Genomic DNA, 18720 nt, shown 5'->3' on the forward strand with positions numbered 1-18720 from the left:
GTTCGCCTTTAGGCGAATGCCCACCCCCAACCCCTCCCGCCTGCGGGAGGGGGGAAGGAAGAAGCGCCCCTCCCGCCTGCGGGAGGGGGGAATGACGCGGTTTGTTGTTGCTGCCGCGCAGTATCCGATTGACCGGCTGGAGAGCTGGGATGCCTATGCGGCCAAGCTGACGCGGTGGGTGGAAGAGGCTGCGGCGGCGGGGGCAAAGCTGGCGGTGTTTCCCGAATATGGGGCGATGGAGCTGGCGAGCCTTGATCCTGCGACGATGGGCGATCTGGCGGGGTCCATCGAGACGGTTTCGGCGCTGCTGCCGCGTGTCGATGCGCTTCATGGTGAGCTGGCGGCGCAGACGGGGATGCATGTTCTGGCTGCATCAGCGCCGCGCGAGGATGCGGACGGGCGCTTTCGCAATGCCGCGCGGCTGTTTGCGCCCAATGGCAAGGCCTCGGTTCAGGACAAGCTGGTGATGACCCGGTTCGAGCGGGAGCAGTGGGACATTGCGCCCGGAGCCGCGCTGCGGGTGTTCGATACGGCGCTCGGACGGCTGGCGGTTTCAATCTGCTATGACAGCGAGTTTCCGCTGCTGGCGCGGGCCTGCGTCGAGGCGGGGGCCGAGGTGCTGCTGGTGCCTTCGTGCACGGACAGCCTGCACGGTTACTGGCGCGTGCGGATCGGGGCGCAAGGCCGCGCGCTGGAGGGGCAGTGCTTTGTGGTGCAATCGCCGACGGTGGGCGAGGCGGCGTGGTCTCCGGCGGTGGATGTGAACCGGGGGGCGGCTGCGGTCTACGGGCCGCCGGATCGCGGGATGCCGGAGGATGGCGTGCTGGCGATCGGGGTTGAAGGTGCGCCGCAGTGGGTTTTTGCCGAGGTGGATACGGCGCTGGTGTCTGAACTGCGTGCCGATGGCGGGGTGCTCAATGTGCGGCATTGGGGCGAGCAGCCGGGGGCGGTGGCCTTGCCGCGGGTGGAGGTCGTGGATTTGAGGTAGATTGGTTCACGCAGAGACGCGGAGGAGAAGGGAGGCGCGGAGTTTTGCAGATTTGACTCACGCAAAGGCGCAAAGACGCGAAGATGTCGTGAGCGCCGCAGGCCTTGCTCCTCAACTGAAACCAAAGATCGGTGACTGAAGCGGCTTAGCGTGAGAAAAATCCTTGTTCTTTTCTCCGCGTCTCCCTCTCTTCTCCGCGTCTCTGCGTGAAACAGAATAAGACGGGGTTCCCATCCGGCACACGCTCCGGCTATGACCGGGTTTCGTTACGAGGGAAACCATCCGCAATGTCGCTTGATGCCGCCGAGCAGGTCCACCGGCAGTTCCTTGATGCGCTGGAGAGCGGCACGGCGCGCAGGCGCTCGAACCTTGGGCTCAAGGATGTGGGGCTGGCGCCGGAGCGGGCGGCGGCGCTGTTCCGCTCGCAGGCATTGTCGCGCCAGCTCGACCGGATGAGCCGCAAGCTGCAGGCGCGGGGCGAGGGGTTCTATACCATCGGCTCGTCGGGCCACGAGGGCAATGCAGTGCTGGCCGAAGTGCTGCGCACAGATGACATGGCGTTCCTGCACTATCGCGATGCCGCGTTCCAGATCCACCGCGCGCACCGCGTGCCCGGCGAGAACCCGGCGTGGGACATGCTGCTGAGCTTTGCTGCGAGCGCCGAGGACCCGATTTCGGGCGGGCGGCACAAGGTGCTGGGATCGAAGCGGCTGTTCATCCCGCCACAGACTTCGACCATCGCCAGTCATCTGCCCAAGGCGGTGGGGGCGGCGTTCTCCATCGGCATCGCGCGGCGTATGGGCTGGAGCGAGACGGTGCTGGCCAAGGACGGCGTGGTGCTGTGCAGCTTTGGCGATGCCAGTGCCAACCATTCGACGGCGCTGGGCGCGATCAACACGGCTTGCTGGGCGGCGTTTCAGGGCACACCGATGCCGATCGTGTTCCTGTGCGAGGACAACGGCATCGGCATTTCCACGCGCACGCCGCCGGGGTGGATCGAGGCGAATTTCTCTGGGCGCGCGGGATTGCACTACATCGCCTGCGATGGCTCCGATCTTGTCGACACGATGCGGGCGGCGCGGGAAGCGGAAGCGATGGCGCGGCGGCAGCGGAAGCCCGTGTTCCTGCACATGAAGACGGTGCGGCTCTACGGCCATGCCGGGAACGACGTGCAGCTGGCCTATCGCACCAAGGAGGAAGTGCGCGCCGAGGAGGAACGCGACCCGCTGCTGGCGAGCGCTGCGCTGCTGATCGAGGAAGGGGTGATGTCTGCCGCCGAGGTCCGCGCCGTCTATGACGAGATCGAGGCGACGCTCGAACGGCAGGTGGAACTCGCGATCCGGCGGCCCAAGCTGCCCGATGCCAAGGCGGTGATGGCGAGCATCGTGCCGCCGAGGCGTGAGGGTGTGGCGCGGCCATTGGCCTCGGCGGAGGACCGCGGCGCGTTGTTTGCCGATGATGCGGCCGCAATGGACAAGCCACAGCACATGGCCAAGCTGATCAGCTGGGCGATGGCCGATTTGCTGCTGCAGTATCCCAACGCCATCGTCTGCGGCGAGGACGTGGGGCCGAAGGGCGGGGTCTATGCCGCGACGCAGAAGCTGCATGCGCGGTTCGGGTCGGCGCGGGTGATCAATACCCTGCTGGACGAGCAGGCGATCCTGGGCCTGGCGATCGGGGCGGCGCACAACGGCTTGCTGCCGATGCCGGAGATCCAGTTCCTCGCCTATGTCCACAATGCCGAGGACCAGATCCGGGGCGAGGCGGCGACGCTGTCGTTCTTTTCGAACGGGCAGTTTACCAACCCGATGGTCGTTCGCATCGCCGGGCTGCCCTACCAGAAGGGGTTCGGCGGGCACTTCCATAACGACAATTCGCTGGCCGTCTTCCGCGACATTCCGGGCGTTGTCCTGGCGGTGCCGTCCTCTGGCCGCGATGCCGTGGCAATGCTGCGCGAATGCGTGCGGCTGGCGCATGAGGAGAGCCGCGTGGTCGTGTTTGTCGAGCCGATTGCGCTCTACATGACGCGCGACTTGCATGAGCCAGGTGATGGGCTGTGGGCCAGCCTTTACCAGCCGCCCGGTGAGGGCGAGATTGCGTTTGGCGAGATCGGCGTTGCGGGCGAAGGCAGCGACCTTGCGATCGTGACGTATGGCAACGGGTTCTACCTTTCGCTGCAGGCGCAGAAGCTGCTGGCCGAGCAGGGCGTTGCGGTGCGGGGCATCGACTTGCGCTGGCTGGGGCCGGTGAATGACGATGCGGTGATCGAAGCGGTCGCGCCGTGCTCGCGGGTTCTGGTGGTGGACGAGTGCCGCATTACCGGTGGGCAGAACGAGGCGCTGATGGCGCTGCTGGCCGAACGTGCGCCGGGCAAGGCGATTGCGCGCATGGCGGCGACCGACAGCTTCATCCCGCTCGCCCGGGCTGCGACGCACACACTGCCGAGCCGCGACGGGATCGTGGCCAAGGTGCTGGAGATGGTGCGTGGCTAAGGAGACGGTCCTTGTCGTCTGCCCGGGGCGCGGGACATACAACGCGCCGGAACTGGGGTATCTGCGGCAGCAGCACGCCGAATCCGACTGGCTGGCGCGGTTCGATGCCATGCGGGCCGAGGCGGGGAAGGAGACCTTGTCGGCGCTGGATGGGGCGGCGAAGTTTACCGCAGCGCACCTGCGGGGTGACAATGCCGCACCCTTGATCCATGCCTGCGCTTACCTCGATTTCCTCAGGATCGACCGCGAGCAGTTCGAGATTGTCGCGGTGACCGGCAATTCGATGGGTTGGTACACCGCGCTCGCTTGCGCCGGGGTGGTCTCGCCAAGCCATGGCTTTGCCATTGCCGATGGCATGGGGATCAATTCGCAGCGCCATGAGCCGGGCGGGCAGGCGGTGCTGGTACTGGCCGGGGAGGACTGGACGGTCGATCCCGCGCTGCTGGCCGAGGTGGAAGCGGCGATGGCGCGCAACGGGGTGCTGCCCTCGATCCGGCTGGGCGGGATGCTGGTTGTTGCGGGGCCGGTGGCGGCGCTCGATGCGTTCGAGAAGGACTTGCCGACGCTATCGCGCCCGCCAATGCGGCTTCCCGGGCATGGGCCGTTCCATACCCCACTAATGCAGCCGAGCAGCGCTTCGGCGCGGGCGCAGTTCCCGGTAGACTGGTTCGGCCAGCCGCAGGTTCCGCTGATCGATGGGCGCGGCAAGGTGTGGCGGCGGTTCGAGAGCAACCGTGATGAGCTGTGGGACTATACCTTCGGCCACCAGATCCTGCAGCCCTATGACTTTACCGCCGCGATGACCGTGGGCATCCGCGAATTCGCGCCTGACCGCGTGGTGCTGCTCGGACCCGGCGAGACGCTCGGCGGGGCGATCGGGCAGGTGCTGATTGCTCGAAAATGGATGGACATTGCGTCCCGAAGCATGTTCACTGCGCGGCAGGGAGAGGATCCGTTTCTGATTGGCCTGGGGCGACCCAGCCAGCGGAGTATCGTGATCCCGTGAGCCAACCTTCAATTTTGTTCGTCTGCCTTGGAAACATCTGCCGCTCGCCTCTCGCCGAGGCGGCCCTGCGCGCGCAATCCGTGGCGGCAGGCGTGGCGATGACCATAGACTCTGCCGGCATCGGGGACTGGCATGTCGGCCGCCCGCCCGATCCGCGTGCGCAGGAAACCGCGCGCCGGCACGGTCTCGATATCTCGAGCTATCGCGCCCGGCAGGTCACCACGGAAGACTTCACACGCTTCGGACACATCTTCGCGCTCGACCAGCAGAATTTGAAGGACCTGCGCCGGATCGAGCCATCGCGCCACATCGCCGAAGTCGCGCTTTTGATGGACCTCGTGCCGGGTCGCAAGGGCACCGCGGTGATCGATCCCTACTATGGCGACGAGGAAGATTTCGAGCAGGCCTGGGCCGACGTCAGCGCGGCGGCCGAGCGGCTGGTCAGGCGCTACCTGCGCTGAGATTCAAGTGCCGAGTGCAGCGGTGATGCGCGCTTCGGCAGCGGAAGCTTCTTCAATCAGCGCGCGCAGGGCCGACGCGGTGTCCTGCATCAGGCGCGGAGAAACGGGCTTCTCACCGTTGACGAAGCGCCGAATCGCGCGTTCATCAATGCCCAGTCGCCGGCTGGCCGTTGTCGTCCCGCCGAGCACCTGGATGCAGTGGGCAAAATGCTCGCCCAGCTCGGTCTGCGTGAATGCTCCGCTCATTCTTTCTCCTTTGCCCGATTGAATTGGCGGGCGCCGCTGCTCTGCCCTATAGACCCTGAAATGGACATTGAAACGGGCCTTGAAGCGGAACTCGAAACGGAATCCGGAGAAGCCGAAGCATCGCTGACCAGACCGCAACGCCGATTGCTGCGGCGGATCTACAATGGCCGTACGGTGCCGATCGTCGTCGATGAAAAGCCGTTCCTGACGTTCAGGGAAGCCAGCCGATACCTTCTCACCCTTGCGCCGGAAGAGCGTGAAGCGGCCTATCTGGAGATGCGAAAACAGGCGAAGTAACCTTGCTGCCTGTTCACCGAATTTCCCAAGTCCGCTCATGCTGAGCTTGTCGAAGCATCTGGCGTGGTGCTTGCGTCCTTCGACAGGCTCAGGACGAGCGGGGCTCGCGCGTGAGTAATGGGTCCTGACCCTAGGGTCAGACGACGACCAGCTTCACGCCCGCGTCCCGCAGGGCTGCGGCTGCTGCGGGCGCGATGCCGCTGTCGGTGATTACCGTATCGATCTCGTCCAGTCCGCAGACGATCGTGCCGGACTGGCTGCGGAACTTGCTGCTGTCGACGAGCAGGATCACCTCTTCGGCGCGGTCGATGAGGCGGCGTTCGGCGGCGACCAGCACAGGATCGGCCTGCATCGCGCCTTGCGGCCCGATCGCGGCGGCGCCCATGAACAGGCGCGGGGCGTGGAAGCGGGGCATCGATTCTTCGCCGGCGGGGGCGAGGATGATGTTCTGTTCACGAAATACGGCGCCTGAAGGCAGCAGGATGCGCGTGCCCTGCTGCGGGAGCAGGGCGTTGACGATGTGCAGCGAGTTGGTCAGCACCTGAAGCCCGAGACCATCGAGATGCGGGCACATCTGCAGGGTGGTGGTGCCACCATCGATCATCACCCCTTCGCCCGGCTGGCACAGCGCCGCCGCTGCCTTGCCGATGGCCTGCTTTGGCCCCAGGTTCTGGGTGATGTTCTGGTCGAACGAGGTGCCGAGCAGGCGCGGGCCGCTCGCATCGTCGCCCTCTGGCAGCTTGGCGCCACCGTGGACTCGGATGATCTGCCCAGTCTCTTCCAGCCGTGTCAGGTCACGCCGGATCGTGGCGGGCGAGGCATCGAGCAGGACCTCGAGATCGCGGTAGCTGACAAAGCCCGTCGGCCGCAGCGCCTCGAAGATGCGTCTTTCCCGTTCTGCCGCGTGCATGCGCCTACCGTCCCCTTGGCCTGCGCTTATGCACTCGCCTGCAGCATGTTGCCAGCACCGATCACGATGGTCGAGCCGACCAGCAGGCCGATGCCGGTCCACACCAGCGCGCGGGTGCGCGGGGAGGCGCCCTTCCATTCCTTGAGCGCGAAGCCCCAGAGCGTGGAAAACAGGATGATCGAGGCCATGTGCAGCGTCCACGAGGAGAAGCCGTATTCGCCCATCTGGCTTTCGCCCATGGTGTAGAAGAAGAACTGGCCGTACCACAGCGTGCCGCCGAGCGCCGCGAGCAGCCAGTTGGCGAGCAGGTTGGGGCGCTCGCCGGGTTGCGCTTCGGGCGAGGCCGCGCCGAAGAACTGGCCGAAGCTCTTGTTTCTGGCGATCAGATACGCGCACCACAGGGCATTCGTGGTGAGGCCGCCGGCAAGGACGACGCACAGCACGGGAAGGCCCTGGCTCAGCGGGTCGGTCCCGGCTGCCAGCGTGAGGTCGCGGATCGGCTGTCCGGCGGCAAGACCCCAGGCAAAGCAGCCGGACATCACGCCCGAGAAGGTCGCAATCAACAGCCCTTTGCGCAAGTTGAACTCGGCCACGCCTTCCGATGCCGCGCCGCCAAGATCGGCTTCCTTTGCGTTGCCCGCGCGGGCAACGACGATAATGCCCGCCAGCGTGATCACGATGCCGAGCAGGGTGAGCTTGCCGCTGGTGGTGGCTGCGATTGCGCCAAGGGTGCCGTCAAAGATCGGCGGTCCCATCGTGCCGATCACGGTCGTGAGCCCAAGCGCCACGGCCATGCCGAGCGAGAGGCCGAGGTAGCGCATGGTCAGGCCGAAGGTCAGCCCGCCGAAGCCCCACATCGCGCCCCAGAACCAGCACCACATGAGGGTTTCGCGTGGCGTGGCGGAGAGCACGCCGAGCAGGTCCTCCGTCTGGATCGAGGCGAACAGCCATGGCGCGATCAACCACGAGAATATGCCGCCCGCGAGCCAGAACACTTCCCACGACCACAGCTTGATGCGCTTGTAGGGAACATAGAAGCTGGCCGAGGAGAAGCCCCCGATCCAGTGAAAGATTACGCCCAATAGCGGGTTCGCGCCCATCGGTTCCTGTCCCTTGTTCTTATGATTTGACGAGTATCGAGCGATCAATCTCGGTGATGTTCTTCACGCCGGTCAGCGTCATGGCGACGCGCATTTCGGCCTCGATCAGGCGGAGCATGTGCTCCACGCCCTGTTGCCCCTGCGCTGCCAGCGCGAAGACCCAGGCCCGGCCGAGCAGCACGCCCTTGGCGCCGAGCGCAAGCAGGCGCACGACATCGAGGCCCGAGCGCACGCCGCCATCGGCCAGCACGGTGATCCGGTCACCCACGGCATCGGCTATGGCGGGCAGGGCGCGCGCGGTGGAGGGCACGCCATCGAGCTGGCGGCCGCCATGGTTGGACACGACGATGCCGTCCGCGCCAAGGTTGGCCGCTTCCACCGCGTCCTCGGCATCGAGCAGGCCCTTGATCACCAGCGGTCCGTTCCATTCTGAGCGGATGAAATCGAGATCCTTCCACGAGATCGAGCTATCGAAGTTCTCGCGCATCCAGGCGAAGAAGTCCTCGATCCCGGTCTTGCCCTGAAGCTTGCGGATCACGTTGCCAAGACCGTGCGGGCGGCCCATCACGCCGACGTCCCACGCCCATGACGGCTTCATCGCGCCTTGCAGCGTGCGGCGGAGCGCGCCTTTCATGCCCGAGGCTCCGGCCAGCCCTGAGTGGTAATCGCGGTAGCGGCTGCCCGGCACCGGCATGTCGACGGTGAACACCAGCGTCGAGCAGTTCAATTCGACCGCTTCCTGCAGCAGTTCGCGCATGAAACCGCGGTCGCGGGTCATGTAGAGCTGGAACCAGAACGGCTTGCTCGCGGCCTTGGCGACTTCTGAGAGCGAGCAGGCAGAGACGGTCGAGAGCGTGAAGGGAACTCCCGCCGTCTCAGCCGCGCGCACGGCCTGGCATTCGCCGCGCCGCGCGTTCATCCCGGCAAGGCCGATCGGGGCGAGGGCGACGGGCAGCTTGAGCTTCTGGCCAAACAGTTCGGTCGAGAGGTCCAGCCCCGAAACGTCACGCAGCACGCGCTGGCGCAGGGCAATGTCGCGCAAGTCCTCGACATTCCGCCTGAGCGTCGTCTCGCTATAGGACCCGCCGTCGATGTATTCGAACAGGAAGTGCGGCAGGCGGCGGCGCGCCAGTTCGCGGAAGTCCGGTATGGAGGCGGCGATCATGCGGCGGTTCTCTTCGAAACGGCGTCGATTTCGGCGTGCCAGCGGTTGCGATAGGTGTCGAGGTCACCGTCCAGCGGCTCGACACGAACGAGTTCGCCGCGGGGCTTGAGCGAAGGATCGATCAGGCGGAGCGCGCCGAACGACACGTCGTTGTGCGCGTTTGCGGTATAGACGGCGGTGTCGGGGCGCAGTGCGGCCAGTGCGCGGACAAAGACTTCGGCCTCGGCAAAGCGCCCTTCGACCAGAAGTCGTTCCGTGGATCCGATCAGGTCCAGCGCGGTGTCCGTGACCAGCGCGGCATAGAGGCAGGCCGCCGCGCGGCGCTCGTACCAGTCATCGGGGCGGTTGACCCAGTCGAACGTGCCGCGAGGATAGGGTCCGAAGCCGCGCATCAGTGTTGGCAGGACCATGCGCGGTGCGCGCAACACCTCTGGCACAGCGGCAAGCAACGCGGGCTGGTCGGGCTTGATATCGACACGGCGGGTGTCGATCTCGATCAGCGTCTCGATCTCGCGCCCGCCCATGAAACGGGCCGAGGGCACTGCGCGGCCATGGACGTCGACATTGACGAGGCAGTCGCGCGCTTCGGGAAGGTCGGCGGTGTTCACGGGTGTTGCCGGAAGCCGCATGCCGATGAACCAGGTGCCGGTGGACAGGACGGTCGCCTCGTTGTCGGCAATCTCGGCAAAGCCCCGAGCGGCGAGCAGGGCGGCGTTGGAATCGTGCAGGCCTGCCAGCACGCGCACGTTCTGAGAAAGGCCGGTCTGCGCGGCGATCTCCGGGCGCAAGTTGCCAACGGTATCCCCGGCGCGGACCAGCGGCGCGAATCGCTCTGCCCAGCCGAGGCGCTTTGCCATGGGCGAGAAATCGGCCTCCTGCGGGCACCACAAGTCCGAATGGCAACCAAGGCTGGTCACCTCGCTGGCAGCATTGCCGGTGAGGAACCAGGCCCAGTATTGTGCCCAAGGCAGGAGCGTGGCGCGGGCCATGGCTTCAGGGGCAAGACGCTCCATCCACCACAGCTGGCTGCCGAAATTGAGCCCGTCGGGCAGGGCGGGGGAGCCAGTCACGGCAAAGGGGTCGCGCTGCGCGCGGTACTCGGCCAGCATTGTCGCCGGGATCGGCTGCTCGTAATCGAACGGCGGGAATGCCATTGCCTCGTCGACCAGCGCCACCACGCCTGCGCCGTGGCCGACCGGCACGATCGTCTCCACCGGCGCATGGGCATAGCTGGCCAGCGTCTCGATCAGCCACTTGCCCGTTGCGGGGGCATCGAGGCGGCGGATACCGTCGACTTCCAGCGGCACGTTGGGGCGCACCTGACGGTCGAGCATCGTCCCGCCTGCGTCCCACAGGCTGACCTTGCTCAGCGTCTTGCCGAGATCGATGACGATGGTTGCGCCTGACGGCACTGCGCTCTCCCGCAGAATTTTCAATAAACGATCAATAGCAATCAAATATGATCGTTTCCAGCGGAAACTCAAAAGACCGCGTGATCGCCGCGATCGACGCTGGCGCGGCCGTCCAGCACGGCGCGGTAATGGTCAAACAGGGTATCGCTGCCGGTCGAAGGTGTCGCCTCGGCATCGTATCGGCCAGTTGCCGGATCGAGCACAAGCATCGATTCGCTGGCATAGTATCGCCCGATCCGGGCCAGTTCCGCTTTGGCGGCTAGGCCCGGGATCACCTTGCCAGCCAGCCCGAGCATCCCGGCAATCGCGCCCAGAAACCCCAGCGGCACCGACCGGAAGCGGGGCTCCTGACCCAGCATTGCGAACAATGCTTCCCCCTGCGCGCGCGGGGTGAGAGCAGGGCCGGGGCCGCCGATCGGCAGCACGCGGTTCCAGCGGTCCTCATGATCGAGGCAGTCGGCAATGTAGGCGGCAAGATCGCCATCGCTGATCGGCTTGCACGCGGTCAATTCGCCATTCCCGAAGACGAGGAACGGCTTGCCGGCCCTGACCCTCTCGATCTGTCCGGACAGTGATTTGAAGAACGCGGTCGGGCGGACGATCGAATAGCGCAGACCGGATGATGCAAGCGCAGCTTCGAACGCCAGCTTGGCATGCTGGAACGCCAGCAGCGGCCTTTGCACGCAGATCGCCGAAAGCAGCACGAATTGCCCGACGCCTGCTTCCCTGGCGGCGCCGAGCAGATTGAGGTTGGCCCGGTGGTCGATCGCCCAGGCATCGTCGGGCACCCCAGTGCGCGAAGCCACACACGAGATGACCGCATCAAACCGGCCCTCGGCGAAAATTCGCCCCAACGCTTTCGTATCGGCAAGGTCGGCGAGAGCGACTTGCGCAATTGCCGCCAGACCATCGTCCGGCCGCCGCGACAGGCAAGTGACCACATGCCCGCGCTTAACCATTTCGCGAACCACCGCGCGCCCGATCGTCCCCGTCCCCCCGGCCACGCAGACCCGCATCGCTTCCTCCCCCCGCCTGTCAACAAGCAGACGTCAGGCGGGAACAGTCAAGCAGATCGCAAGGGCGATCAAGTGATGATGTGGAGACCAGTGAAAATGGTGCCCGGGGACGGATTCGAACCGCCGACACGCGGATTTTCAATCCGCTGCTCTACCAACTGAGCTACCCGGGCATCGTCGTTTGCCGCGTCCTTCGGAAGGACCTGCAGGCGATGGGAAGCGCGCCTATGGCGAAGCGGCGCGGGCTTGGCAAGCCCCATCGCGCGAAAATTTTGGAGTGGGCTAGTCTTCCGGATCCTCGTCGGCCGGTCGGCCCGGGATAGCGTATCCGCCATCCAGCCACTGCACCAGATCGCGGTCCTTGCAGCGCGTGGAGCAGAACGGACTATGGGCTTCGCTGCGGGGCTTGCCACAGATCGGACAGCGCTTCTGGGTGGGCCGGGCGGCGGAGGTATTCATAACGGCACGCCTTGGGCAAAACCGCCGGAAAGGGCAAGCGCCGGGTCGGCCTTGCGGAGGATCGTGCGACCGGTGCGTCGGGCCAGTTCGGCCTCCCACTCTGGCAGGATTGCTTCGATCACGCGCGGGTGCGCGCACAGGAGCAGGGCGCCGGGTTCGCTCACCCGCTCGGCCTGTCGTAGCAGCGCCCGTGCTGAGGCGCCCGCCGGAAAACGAGCGTAGCGCGCCACCAGCGAAGGGCGCTCCAGCCGGGAGACCAGGTGCACGAAGCCGAAGCCGTTCATCGCGGTACGCTCGCCCTGCCATTCGATCAGCGCATCGCCAAGGACCTTGTCGACGTGCTGCCGGTCCTTCTTCTCGTGCAGGGTCGGGAAATCGATGCCGACCGAACCGCCGATGTCGAGCCGGTGCAGGGCATCGGCAATCGCATCGACGGCGCCGAGGGCGAGCTTGAGCGGTGGCAAGGCGCCATCGACGTCGACAAGGGTCATGGCCGGCGTCGGGCTGACGATGATGGCGCCGCCGGCGAATGCGACTTCGCCCGTTGCGGCCTGTTCGAGCAGTTCGTCCCAGCCGTTGTCGGCAAAGGCCCGGCCGGAGATCGCGACGGTCTTGACCGATGCCCCCGTGGCCTCGAGTTCCTCTCGCAAGCCTGGCGTAGGACAAGGGTCTTCGCCGGGGGCGGGGCGGACGACAGGGAGTTTGGTCCGGCCGCGTTCGGCGATGGCGGCGCGGGTTACGCGCACGGTCAGGCTCACGCCTTCGGTAGCCTCGCGGGGGAGTTGGTCGACCAGCGCTTCCGCGCCATCATCGAAGCGCACGACCCCGCGCCTGCTGCCGGCGTGGCGGGTGACGAGGCGGGCCTGCGCGACCAGACCGGGGCGCACCTTCTCTCCCCAGCAGACTCGGGCAGAAAGAATGCGGCCGCCCGAGACCAGGATCGCGCGTTCTTCGCCGATCCCTGCTTCATGGAGCCAATCAGCGGACATCGATGCCTGCGGCCCGCAGAAGCCTGCGGGTTTCGAAAAGGGGAAGGCCGATCACGCCGGAATGACTGCCCGACAGCCAGTCGCAAAAGCCTTCGGCGCTGCCCTGTATGGCGTAGCCTCCGGCCTTGCCGTGCCATTCGCCACCGGCGATGTAGCTTTCCACTTCCTCATCGGAGAGGCGCTTGAACCGAACGATGGTCTCGGACAGGGCCTCGCGCAGTTTGCCGTCCGGGGTGACCAGCGCAATGGCGGAAAATACGCGGTGACGGCGGCCTGACAGCAGGGCCAGGCAGTGGCGTGCCGTGGCCTCGTCTTCCGCCTTGGGCAGGATGCGTGCTCCCGCACCAACGACAGTATCGCCCGCGAGGATCACGCTGCCGGGCGCAAGAACGGCAGCAGCGCGAGCCTTTTCTGCAGCAAGGCGCGACGCATGGGCGCGGGGACGCTCACCCTTCTGCGGCGTCTCGTCGATGTCGGTGGCGAGGACGCGCGAGGGCGTGACGCCGATGCGCCGCAGCAGTTCAAGCCGGCGCGGGCTGGCCGATGCCAGAACCAGTTGGTGAGGTGATGACGCGGGCGAAAGCTCGCCCGTCATCAAAAGCCGCCGGGACCGCCGCGACCGGGCATGAAGCGGTAGGTAATGCGACCCTTGGTGAGGTCGTAAGGGGTGAGTTCGACCAGCACTTCGTCGCCCACCAGCACGCGGATGCGGTTCTTGCGCATCTTGCCGGCGGTGTGGCCGAGGATTTCGTGGTCGTTTTCGAGGCGGACGCGGAACATTGCGTTGGGCAGGAGTTCCACCACCTGTCCGCGCATTTCGAGGAGTTCTTCTTTCGCCATCGGCGGGCTCGGATGCCTTTGTATAGAGGTATGCAAAAGGAACGCGCAGGTCATCGAAAATGATCCACGCGCAGAGGAATTGGGCGGCCCATAGCCTTGCCGGGCGAAAAAGGGAAGAGGCGCGCGGGCAGTGACCAGCTTTGGTTCAGGTTTCGCTGCCGATGTAACCATGCATGCTGCAGTGCGACAAACTGATACCAAATGCGCATAGCCACTGCGGGACCGTCTCGGCAGGTGTGACGTTGAAGAGCCGACGCTTGCCCGGCAACCTCTGAGTTCAAGGATTTCCAGACGTGAGATTTTCCGCCGCGCCCTCGCTGGCTGCCATTGCCTGTTGCCTCCTGGTGGCCAATCCCGCCGTGGCGCAGGACGTGATCGCCGGAACCGACGATCCTGTGCAGGACGCGCTGCAGGATCTTGAAGGCAACCCGATTACAGCCGAGGACGACCAGATTCTCGTCGTCGCCACCCGCATCAAGGGCCAGGTCGATACCGCCCAGCCGCCGATTGCAGTGCTCGACGAGAACGCGATCGCTTCCTACGGGGCCGGCTCGCTGCAGGAACTCCTTGCCGCGCTTTCGCCACAGACCTCGTCAGGGCGTGGCCGGGGCGGCGGGATGCCGGTGGTGCTGCTGAACGGCATGCGCATTTCGGGCTTTCGCGAGATGCGCGGCCTGCCGCCCGAAGCCATCCGCCGAGTGGAGGTGCTGCCCGAGGAAGTCGCGCTCAAGTATGGCTACCGGCCCGACCAGCGCGTGGTGAACTTCATCCTCAAGGACAACTTCAGCAGCTTCGGCAGCGACAGCGAGCTGCGCCTGCCGAGTGGCGGAGGCTTTACCGAGTGGGAGCAGGAATTCACTCTGACGCAGATTGCCGGCGGCAACCGCATCAATGTCACGGGCAAGCTCGAGGATGCAAGCCCGCTGACCGAGGCGGAGCGCGGAATCGTCCAGCCCGGCACTTCGGCGACGCGCGTCGCGGGGGACCCGGATCCTGCCGCATACCGGACGCTGATTGCGGATTCGAAGTCTGCGCAATTGAACGCGACGCTGGCCCGCGCGCTTGGCGGCGGGGCGGGGCTCAGCGTCAACCTGCTCGCCCAGCGTGACGACTCGCGCTCGCTCAACGGCCTCAATGGGGTGACGCTGACAGATGCGAGCGGCAGCTTCTCGCGCTTCACACTCGATCCGCAGCCGCTGACGACGCGGCGTCGCACCACGACGCTGCAGGCGAGCGCGGCGCTGAACAAGCCGCTGGGGAACTGGAACCTGGCCGTTACCGCAGATGGCGGGCACGTCGAGACGAAAAGCACGATCGACCGCCGGGCAGACCTCTCAGGCCTGCAGGCGCTGGTCACTTCGGGCGCGCTGGCAGCTTCGGGCGCCTTGCCGTCGGCAGCGATCATTCCCGGTGCGGCTGACCGTGCGCTGTCAAAGACGGACTCGCTGACCAGTCTCGCTACGCTGTCAGGCCGTCCGCTGCGCTTGCCGGGCGGTGAAGTGGCGCTGACCGTCAAGGCCGGGTTCGATTATTCTGGCATCGAAAGCAGCGATACCCGCACCAGCACGGGGCAGCTCAATCTCAAGCGTGGCGATGCGCAAGCGGGCTTCAGCATCGATCTGCCGATTACCAGCCGCAGGGAAGGCTTCGGTGCCGGCGTGGGCGACCTCTCGCTCAACGCCAATGCCGAAGTGCACCGCCTTTCGGACTTCGGCACGCTTTATAATTGGGGCGGCGGGCTGACCTACAGCCCCACCGAAAAGCTGACCCTGCAGGCGAGCTATGTTGCCGCGGACAAGGCGCCGACACTGACCGAACTGGGCGGTCCGTCGATCCTGACCGAGAACGTCTCGATCTATGACTTTTCGCGCGGCGAGACGGTGCTGGCGCGGGTGATCTCGGGCGGCAATCCCAACCTCGTGAAGGAACGCCAGCGCGACTGGAAGTTCGGTTTCAACTGGACGCTGCCGTTCCTGAAGGATTCGACTTTCGTCGCTGAATACTTCCGCAACCGTTCGACCAATACCACCAACAGTTTCCCGCTGCTGACGTCCGAAGTCGAAGCGGCGTTTCCGGGGCGCGTCATTCGCGATGCCTCGGGGCGGATCGTGTCGGTTGACCAGAGCCCGGTTACCTTCGCCGAAGAGAAGGGCTCGCGCCTGCGCTACGGCATCAATCTCTCCGGCAATTTCGGCAAGCCTGACCCCAACATGCAGCGTGGCCCCTTCGGTGCCGCGCGCGGTGGTGGCGGAGGCGGCGGTCCTCGCGCCGGAGCTGGTGGTCCTCCGGCGGGCGGTCCTCCTCCCGGCGCAGGGCCTCGCATGGGCGGCGGCGGCGGCGGACGCGGCGGGTTCAACTCCGACGGCCGGGGGCGGTGGAACCTCTCCGTGTTCCATACCGTGCGTTTCCAGCAATCCGTGCAGATCGCACCCGGTGGCACCGTGCTCAACCTTCTGGATGGTGAGGCCATCAGCGGGAGCGTGGCGCGTCATTCGCTCGAGATGGAAGGCGGCGGGTTCTACCGCGGGTTCGGCTTGCGGTTCAGTGGAAACTACACGGGCGGCTCGCGCATCGATGCCAGCGGACTTCCGGGCTCGACCACGCTGCGCTTTGATCCGATCGCGACGTTCAACCTGCGCCTCTTCGCCGATCTTGGGCGCAAGGAAAAGCTGGTCGAGAAGGTGCCCTTCCTCAAAGGGTCACGCCTCTCGCTCTCGGTCGACAACGTGTTCAACGCCCAGCAGCGCGTGACCGACGACACCGGCAGCGTCCCGCTGCGCTATCAGCCCGGTTACCTCGATCCGCGCGGGCGGGTATTCGAGATCGAGTTCCGCAAGCAGTTCTGACGGTTCAGACGATGCGGCTTTTGCCTTGGACCCAGGCGCGGGCGCGCTCCATGTGGCGCTCGCGTTCGGTTTGCTCGTAGTTATCGGAGAAGTGCCTGAGAGCGATGACCTGCGACAGCGGCAGCTTTTCCTCGAACATCACGCCGCAACGCCCATAGCGCGCCCACCGGATCACACCGAAGGCTTCGATATGTTCACACTGCAGGATCGCCGATGCCCCAACCGGGGGCAGGCCGTCCTCGGGGATCAGGGCTGCTCCGGTAGCCGAAAGATCCTCGAGAATGCAGGATTGCACGTTCGTCAGGAGGATCAGGCGCGCGGGAAGATGCAGGCGAACGCGGGCATCGCCACGACGCCCTTGAGGAATGGCGCTTGCGCTCGTCCCAGCCTTTCCGAATGGTTGCCCGATCATGTGCGGATTGTGGCGCAACGGCCCTAAAACCGCCGAAATGGATCATCAGGGAAAACCCTGATGACTTTGGGAAAACCGGCCACCTTGCCATTGCGCGGCGCGCTTCAGCGACTATTTGCAAGGTTACGCCATGGCCCGCACGCCCGCCCCTCCACCCGACCGCGATACCGAGCGCTTCCACGAAGATCGCGCGTCCACGACCGTGCGCGGCGCGGACAAGCCTGATATCGAGCTGGGGGTCTCGGTCATCCGTGACACGGTGAACACCTTGCGACCCAAGCCGGGTGTCTACCGCATGCTCGATGCGCGCGGAGATGTGCTTTACGTGGGCAAGGCAAGGGCGCTGAAGAACCGCGTCGCCAACTACACCCAGGTCGATCGCCTGCCCAACCGCCTGCGGCGCATGGTCAGCCAGACGCGCAGCATGACGATCGTCACGACGAATTCGGAAGCCGAGGCGCTGCTGCTGGAAGCACAGCTGATCAAGCGCTTCCGCCCGCCGTACAACGTTCTGCTGCGCGACGATAAATCATTCCCGTTCATCCTGCTGCGCGGCGATCATGCATTCCCGCGCATTCAGAAACACCGCGGCGCGCGCAAGGCCAAGGGCAACTACTACGGCCCCTTTGCCAGCGCGGGGAGCGTCAACACCACGATCAACGCGCTGCAGAAGCTGTTCCTGCTGCGCAGCTGCAACGACGGTTTCATGTCGCGTCGTGACCGGCCCTGCCTGCTGTATCAGATCCGCCGCTGCTCGGCCCCTTGCGTCGACAGGATCAGCCCGGAGGACTATGGCGAGCTGGTGCGGCAGGCCAAGGATTTCCTCGGCGGCAAGTCGAGCGCGGTCCAGCGCGAGATCGAGGCGCAGATGCAGGAGGCGGCGGAGAACCTCGACTTCGAGCGTGCCGCGATGCTGCGCGATCGCCTGCGCGCCGCCACTTTCATCCAAGGGAGCCAGGCGATCAACGCCGAGGGCGTCGGCAATGCCGATGTCTTTGCCATGGCGGTGAAGAGCGGGCAGGTGGCGGTGCAGGCTTTCTTCATTCGCGGCGGCCAGAACTGGGGCCACCGCGCCTTTTTCCCGAGCCACACCGAAGGGCTTTCGGAAGAGGAGGTGATGACCAGCTTCCTCGCCCAGTTCTATGAGGAAGTCCCGCCTGCTCGGCTGATCCTGGTTGACCGCGAACTGCCCGAGGCCGCGCTGCTGGCCGAGGCGCTGTGCGAAGGCGCAGGCGGCAAGGTGGAGATTTCTGTGCCGCAGCGTGGCGACCGGCGCAGGCTGATGGAGCAGGCGCAGCGCAATGCGGTGGAATCGCTTGACCGGCGGATGGCCGAAAGCGGCACCAAGGCGCGGGTCATGCGCGAACTCGCCGAATTCCTCGAACTGCCGGACGTTCCGCAGCGGATCGAGGTTTACGACAACAGCCATATCCAGGGCACCAACGCGCTGGGTGCGATGATCGTCGCGGGGCCGGAAGGCTTCGTGAAGGGCCAGTACCGCAAGTGGAATATCAAGACCGCGCAGACCAACGACGACTTCGGCATGATGCGCGAAGTGATGACCCGGCGCTTCGGGAAAGCGCAGGAGGAAGACCCCGATCGCGAAAGCGGCATGTGGCCGGACCTTGTGCTGATCGACGGCGGCAAGGGGCAGATGTCGGCGGTGAAGGAGGCCTTGGGCGAACTCGGCATCGAGGACGTGCCGCTGATTGCGATTGCCAAGGGGCCGCACCACGGACGCGAGGGGCGCGAGGTGTTCCACTTCCCCGACGGGCGCGAGAAGATGCTGCCGGTCAACTCGCCGGTGCTGTTCCACCTGCAGAACATGCGCGACGAGGTTCACCGCTTCGCCATCGGCGCACACCGCGCCAAGCGCAGCCGGGCCATCACCGCCAGCCCGCTGGACGAGATTCCCGGCATCGGCCCGGCACGCAAGCGTGCGCTGCTCCTGCACTTTGGCACGGCGGGCAAGGTCCGGGCCGCCAGCCTTGATGATCTGCAGCGCGCACCGGGCGTGAGCGCGGCAGTGGCGCAAACCGTCTACGACTTCTATCATCCGAACGGGTAGAGCATGGAGAGCG

General features: G+C 65.8%; 18 protein-coding genes and 1 tRNA gene. 7 read left to right on the forward strand and 12 right to left on the reverse strand.

The genetic code is table 11. The features are described 5' to 3' along the window. Positions 1–91 precede the first annotated feature (91 nt). From ACZ1JY_RS15665 to ACZ1JY_RS15680, 4 genes are all read left to right on the forward strand, one after another. Entirely contained in the window at positions 92–988 is an 897-nt protein-coding gene (locus ACZ1JY_RS15665; RefSeq protein ID WP_465129909.1) for a carbon-nitrogen hydrolase family protein, read from the forward strand. A 287-nt stretch (positions 989–1275) separates the two neighbouring features. Continuing rightward, a complete protein-coding gene (locus ACZ1JY_RS15670) occupies positions 1276–3480 on the forward strand; it encodes a dehydrogenase E1 component subunit alpha/beta (protein ID WP_465129910.1) in 2205 nt (734 codons plus the stop codon). After that, entirely contained in the window at positions 3473–4486 is a 1014-nt protein-coding gene (locus ACZ1JY_RS15675) for an ACP S-malonyltransferase (RefSeq protein ID WP_465129911.1), read from the forward strand. Before ACZ1JY_RS15670 ends, ACZ1JY_RS15675 begins: the two co-directional genes overlap by 8 nt. Continuing rightward, positions 4483–4947 (forward strand): low molecular weight protein-tyrosine-phosphatase, encoded by a 465-nt coding sequence (locus tag ACZ1JY_RS15680; RefSeq protein ID WP_118072160.1) that lies wholly within the window; start codon positions 4483–4485, stop codon positions 4945–4947. The genes ACZ1JY_RS15675 and ACZ1JY_RS15680 overlap by 4 nt, the downstream gene beginning before the upstream one ends. 3 nt (positions 4948–4950) lie before the next feature. On the opposite strand, the gene ACZ1JY_RS15685 is transcribed toward ACZ1JY_RS15680, so the two are convergent. Continuing rightward, on the reverse strand, positions 4951–5193 hold the full coding sequence (locus ACZ1JY_RS15685) for a helix-turn-helix domain-containing protein (protein WP_118072159.1): 243 nt from the start codon (positions 5191–5193) through the stop codon (positions 4951–4953). 60 nt (positions 5194–5253) lie between these two features. On the opposite strand from ACZ1JY_RS15685, the gene ACZ1JY_RS15690 reads away from it, so the two are divergent. Continuing rightward, positions 5254–5490, forward strand: a complete 237-nt coding sequence (locus ACZ1JY_RS15690) for a hypothetical protein (RefSeq protein ID WP_118072158.1) — start codon at positions 5254–5256, stop codon at positions 5488–5490. A gap of 136 nt (positions 5491–5626) precedes the next feature. Here the strand turns inward: ACZ1JY_RS15690 and ACZ1JY_RS15695 are convergent, their stop codons facing one another. The 10 genes from ACZ1JY_RS15695 to infA form a co-directional block, all read right to left on the reverse strand. After that, the gene (locus ACZ1JY_RS15695) at positions 5627–6400 is read right to left on the reverse strand and encodes a DeoR/GlpR family DNA-binding transcription regulator (RefSeq protein ID WP_465129912.1); all 774 of its coding nucleotides are present in this window, start codon (positions 6398–6400) and stop codon (positions 5627–5629) included. A 26-nt stretch (positions 6401–6426) separates the two neighbouring features. Continuing rightward, positions 6427–7500, reverse strand: a complete 1074-nt coding sequence (rhaT, locus tag ACZ1JY_RS15700; RefSeq protein WP_465129913.1) for an L-rhamnose/proton symporter RhaT — start codon at positions 7498–7500, stop codon at positions 6427–6429. A 19-nt stretch (positions 7501–7519) separates the two neighbouring features. Continuing rightward, a complete protein-coding gene (lldD, locus tag ACZ1JY_RS15705; RefSeq protein ID WP_465129914.1) occupies positions 7520–8665 on the reverse strand; it encodes an FMN-dependent L-lactate dehydrogenase LldD in 1146 nt (381 codons plus the stop codon). Beyond that, positions 8662–10101, reverse strand: coding sequence for an FGGY-family carbohydrate kinase (locus ACZ1JY_RS15710; RefSeq protein ID WP_465129915.1), 1440 nt, complete (start codon positions 10099–10101; stop codon positions 8662–8664). The genes lldD and ACZ1JY_RS15710 overlap by 4 nt, the downstream gene beginning before the upstream one ends. Before the next feature lie 44 nt (positions 10102–10145). Beyond that, positions 10146–11081, reverse strand: a complete 936-nt coding sequence (locus ACZ1JY_RS15715) for an NAD(P)H-binding protein (RefSeq protein ID WP_465129916.1) — start codon at positions 11079–11081, stop codon at positions 10146–10148. A gap of 109 nt (positions 11082–11190) precedes the next feature. Next, positions 11191–11266 (reverse strand) — tRNA-Phe (locus tag ACZ1JY_RS15720). Between the two features lie 109 nt (positions 11267–11375). Further along, on the reverse strand, positions 11376–11552 hold the full coding sequence (gene yacG / locus ACZ1JY_RS15725; protein WP_465129917.1) for a DNA gyrase inhibitor YacG: 177 nt from the start codon (positions 11550–11552) through the stop codon (positions 11376–11378). Continuing rightward, entirely contained in the window at positions 11549–12541 is a 993-nt protein-coding gene (locus ACZ1JY_RS15730; protein WP_465129918.1) for a ribonuclease E/G, read from the reverse strand. The genes yacG and ACZ1JY_RS15730 overlap by 4 nt, the downstream gene beginning before the upstream one ends. Then, on the reverse strand, positions 12531–13136 hold the full coding sequence (locus ACZ1JY_RS15735; RefSeq protein ID WP_118072151.1) for a Maf family protein: 606 nt from the start codon (positions 13134–13136) through the stop codon (positions 12531–12533). The genes ACZ1JY_RS15730 and ACZ1JY_RS15735 overlap by 11 nt, the downstream gene beginning before the upstream one ends. After that, on the reverse strand, positions 13136–13381 hold the full coding sequence (gene infA, locus ACZ1JY_RS15740) for a translation initiation factor IF-1 (RefSeq protein ID WP_039338683.1): 246 nt from the start codon (positions 13379–13381) through the stop codon (positions 13136–13138). The genes ACZ1JY_RS15735 and infA overlap by 1 nt, the downstream gene beginning before the upstream one ends. Before the next feature lie 293 nt (positions 13382–13674). Here infA and ACZ1JY_RS15745 point away from each other — a divergent pair, with 293 nt between their 5' ends. Next, positions 13675–16227: a TonB-dependent receptor gene (locus tag ACZ1JY_RS15745; protein WP_465129919.1), complete on the forward strand. Its 2553-nt coding sequence runs from the start codon at positions 13675–13677 to the stop codon at positions 16225–16227. Between the two features lie 4 nt (positions 16228–16231). Here ACZ1JY_RS15745 and ACZ1JY_RS15750 read toward each other — a convergent pair whose 3' ends face one another. After that, positions 16232–16639, reverse strand: coding sequence for a PilZ domain-containing protein (locus ACZ1JY_RS15750; protein ID WP_465129920.1), 408 nt, complete (start codon positions 16637–16639; stop codon positions 16232–16234). A 130-nt stretch (positions 16640–16769) separates the two neighbouring features. On the opposite strand from ACZ1JY_RS15750, the gene uvrC reads away from it, so the two are divergent. Beyond that, positions 16770–18707, forward strand: a complete 1938-nt coding sequence (gene uvrC, locus ACZ1JY_RS15755) for an excinuclease ABC subunit UvrC (protein WP_168902715.1) — start codon at positions 16770–16772, stop codon at positions 18705–18707. Positions 18708–18720 lie beyond the last annotated feature (13 nt).

It is taken from the genome of Novosphingobium sp. BL-A-41-Hi4B-X5A (assembly GCF_055521705.1).

Excerpts from the sequence above, each read along its gene's own strand:
- ACZ1JY_RS15665 (WP_465129909.1), top strand. The coding sequence starts at position 92 with ATGACGCGGTTTGTTGTTGCTGCCGCGCAGTATCCGATTGACCGGCTG.
- ACZ1JY_RS15670 (WP_465129910.1), top strand. The coding sequence starts at position 1,276 with ATGTCGCTTGATGCCGCCGAGCAGGTCCACCGGCAGTTCCTTGATGCG.
- ACZ1JY_RS15685 (WP_118072159.1), bottom strand. The coding sequence starts at position 5,193 with ATGAGCGGAGCATTCACGCAGACCGAGCTGGGCGAGCATTTTGCCCAC.
- ACZ1JY_RS15690 (WP_118072158.1), top strand. The coding sequence starts at position 5,254 with ATGGACATTGAAACGGGCCTTGAAGCGGAACTCGAAACGGAATCCGGA.
- ACZ1JY_RS15695 (WP_465129912.1), bottom strand. The coding sequence starts at position 6,400 with ATGCACGCGGCAGAACGGGAAAGACGCATCTTCGAGGCGCTGCGGCCG.
- rhaT (WP_465129913.1), bottom strand. The coding sequence starts at position 7,500 with ATGGGCGCGAACCCGCTATTGGGCGTAATCTTTCACTGGATCGGGGGC.
- lldD (WP_465129914.1), bottom strand. The coding sequence starts at position 8,665 with ATGATCGCCGCCTCCATACCGGACTTCCGCGAACTGGCGCGCCGCCGC.
- yacG (WP_465129917.1), bottom strand. The coding sequence starts at position 11,552 with ATGAATACCTCCGCCGCCCGGCCCACCCAGAAGCGCTGTCCGATCTGT.
- ACZ1JY_RS15730 (WP_465129918.1), bottom strand. The coding sequence starts at position 12,541 with ATGTCCGCTGATTGGCTCCATGAAGCAGGGATCGGCGAAGAACGCGCG.
- ACZ1JY_RS15735 (WP_118072151.1), bottom strand. The coding sequence starts at position 13,136 with ATGACGGGCGAGCTTTCGCCCGCGTCATCACCTCACCAACTGGTTCTG.
- infA (WP_039338683.1), bottom strand. The coding sequence starts at position 13,381 with ATGGCGAAAGAAGAACTCCTCGAAATGCGCGGACAGGTGGTGGAACTC.
- ACZ1JY_RS15750 (WP_465129920.1), bottom strand. The coding sequence starts at position 16,639 with ATGATCGGGCAACCATTCGGAAAGGCTGGGACGAGCGCAAGCGCCATT.
- uvrC (WP_168902715.1), top strand. The coding sequence starts at position 16,770 with ATGGCCCGCACGCCCGCCCCTCCACCCGACCGCGATACCGAGCGCTTC.